Annotated in this window: 4 protein-coding genes; 2 read left to right on the plus strand and 2 right to left on the minus strand. The window is 45.1% G+C overall.

Features of this window, described 5'->3' with window-relative positions:
* A partial coding sequence (locus tag A3739_RS12270; protein WP_068501549.1) for a 3-deoxy-D-manno-octulosonic acid kinase occupies positions 1-560 on the plus strand: 560 nt, incomplete at its 5' end.
* Here A3739_RS12270 and A3739_RS12275 read toward each other — a convergent pair.
* Positions 545-1291, minus strand: a complete 747-nt coding sequence (locus A3739_RS12275; RefSeq protein ID WP_082869027.1) for a hypothetical protein — start codon at positions 1289-1291, stop codon at positions 545-547. The genes A3739_RS12270 and A3739_RS12275 overlap by 16 nt on opposite strands.
* A 7-nt stretch (positions 1292-1298) precedes the next feature.
* Complete coding sequence (locus A3739_RS12280) at positions 1299-2192, minus strand: lysophospholipid acyltransferase family protein (RefSeq protein ID WP_068475303.1); 894 nt, start codon at positions 2190-2192, stop codon at positions 1299-1301.
* A 110-nt stretch (positions 2193-2302) separates the two neighbouring features.
* On the opposite strand from A3739_RS12280, the gene A3739_RS28795 reads away from it, so the two are divergent.
* On the plus strand, positions 2303-2530 hold a 228-nt coding region (locus tag A3739_RS28795; RefSeq protein ID WP_156502556.1), incomplete at its 3' end, for a hypothetical protein.

Below are 2530 nucleotides of genomic sequence, written 5' to 3' on the forward strand. Positions count from 1 at the left end.
ACGAGTATGCACTTGTGTTGCGTCACTATTATCGAGGCGGGCTAATTAGCCGCTTTAATCGTGATCACTATTTATTCTTTTCGTTTGATAAAACACGATCTATCAAAGAGTTCCGAATACTACAGAAACTCCATGATGCAGGACTACCCGTTCCAGAGCCTGCGGGCGCGCGCGTTATTAAAAGAGGACGTCACTATACGGCAGACCTTCTCACGAAACGCATCGACACAGCAGAAGACCTTCTCAAAGTACTGCAAGAACCTGCAAGCAACCAACTTATTAAAGACTTGGCCTATTGCATTGCAGACCTGCACAAGCATGGCGTCTTCCACCCCGACCTAAATATTCAGAACATTCTGGTAGATGCTCAGAAAAAGGTTTGGGTCATCGACTTTGATCAAGCTAAAATCTTTAAACTGAAAGAACGACACCGAATGCGCATGATCGAACGTCTAGAGCGCAGCTTCATCAAAGAACATGTTCGACATGGAATTATTTGGACCGAAGCAAACTGGACCCAGTTTATGGAGCACTACGAGTACGCTCACTCACGCCAATAATCGGCAATCCAAGGACAAGGCTTTAAACCCTTCCACCAGCGTTTTAATGCAGGTAATGACTTCCCCCAATCACCTTTAATCGCATCCGGCGGGTTTGGCCGACCATGAAACACAATGACCTTGGCCCCCTCGGGTTTATCATAGGGCTTGCTCGTAAAACGACGCCAATCACTATGCATCACATGTTTTTTAAAGCTCACGCAATAACTTGGGTCAAAGTAAGCGCCATTAACGCACAAACGCTCCGCAATAAACGCTTGCTCAGTTACGTAAGTCTTCAATATCGTCTCAGAATCAGACAAGTACTCGTCTAATACAGGTTTGGCAAAGTCACTGTCATAACGCATTAAAGACGCCTGACCATTACCAGGTTGATACCAATTTTCTAGCATCAAAAAAGGCGCATCACCCTCAAAGAGCTCATCAATGGCACTCAATATAACAAGGTCTAAATCTAAGAATAAAATACGGCCGTTTAGGCCCAACTTACCCGCATCAAACAAGGCTAATTTGCGCCATGCTGAGCAGTATCTCGCATACTTCCATTCAGGTTCTGGAAAATCTGGCAAAGGCTGGCAATCAACTTCGGATCGAATGCCGGTCGAATTATCCGTTAGACAAACAAAGCGAAAATCGCCCTGTAGATTACGCCTAATCATTGCGTAGAGATTGTTGACGTATTGAGGGCCGTACATCTCACCCCACTTCAAACAGACAATTGTTCGTTGCATACGCGAGCTATCCGTAGGTATGTCGACTTCCCTTTCGTGCGTCTTTGAAACGCTTATATTCCCATTGATATTGTTCGGGTCTATCACGCACACAGGTCTCTACTGTTCGATTCATAGCAGCAACCGAGGTATATAAGTCATCACTATAAATATCCGGATCTGCCTTTCTAAAGATCAAGTCAAATCCCGTACCGTCCTCACGGCGCATCGCAACCAGACTTAATACCAAGCAATCTGTCTTTTCGATCAAACGCGACACCAGCTTGACAGAATTCGCTTCGACCCCCATGAATGGTGCGAAAATACCGCCGCTGCCTTGAGGAACCTGATCAGGTAATACACCAACCATTCCTTGCTCACGCAAAATCGAGAACAAACGAATCACCCCACGTTTCGTGGTGGGCACTAACTCTGAGCCATGACGACCACGCACTTTAGACATGTAGTCTTCTAAAGGCTTTATTTTAGGGGGGCGATATAAGGCAGCCATGGGGCGTAATGTAGATAAATACAAACCAACCAATTCCCAATTGCCATGGTGCGGCGCAAGAACGATCAACCCTTTGTTTTGCTCTGACGCCATATCGAATAACTCTTTGCCCCGAACAGACTTAACTAAACCTAGCGCTTTCTCTGTAGGCCATTCCCACATTGCGCCAAACTCAGCAAAAAGCTTTGCGGTTTCTGTTAAGCTAGCTTTGATGAGTGCTTGTTGCTGTTCTTGTTCTAAGTCTGGGAATGCAAGCTCTACATTGACTTTAGTCACCCGCGTAAGACTAGAGTCACCGAGCCACAACGCTCGTCCAATGACACGCCCAAGCTTTTGCGTTGATGAGTAAGACAGTAACGACAGCAACTTCAAAATGCGCGTCACTAACCAAGCGATGAGTTTATCTTTCATATAATTGAGAAACAGACAGATAGAAACAAGAAATTGGCTGTGCAGTTTAGAGCATATACCATTGAATTACAGCCTATAGTCAACGCAACCGTGATAATTCGAATTTCTTTATGAGTCAAACACGCATTCTCTTACTCTGCCTATCAAAGCCTAATCAAAACGGTTTGTTACAAGGTGGCATGGAGCAGCAAATACTCAAGTTGATCGCATACTTCAATTCGCATAATGATTCGATCCTCAGTCTTGTTGCGCACCAAGCATTGTGTGAACAAGTGCCCCAACAAACCTTCTCTGTTGACAGCACGCTTTCACGCAAAAACCCCCAACTTTCTCAATCC

The sequence above is a fragment of the Oleiphilus sp. HI0067 genome, from assembly GCF_001635735.1.

Excerpts from the sequence above, each read along its gene's own strand:
- A3739_RS12280 (WP_068475303.1), bottom strand. The coding sequence starts at position 2,192 with ATGAAAGATAAACTCATCGCTTGGTTAGTGACGCGCATTTTGAAGTTG.
- A3739_RS12275 (WP_082869027.1), bottom strand. The coding sequence starts at position 1,291 with ATGCAACGAACAATTGTCTGTTTGAAGTGGGGTGAGATGTACGGCCCT.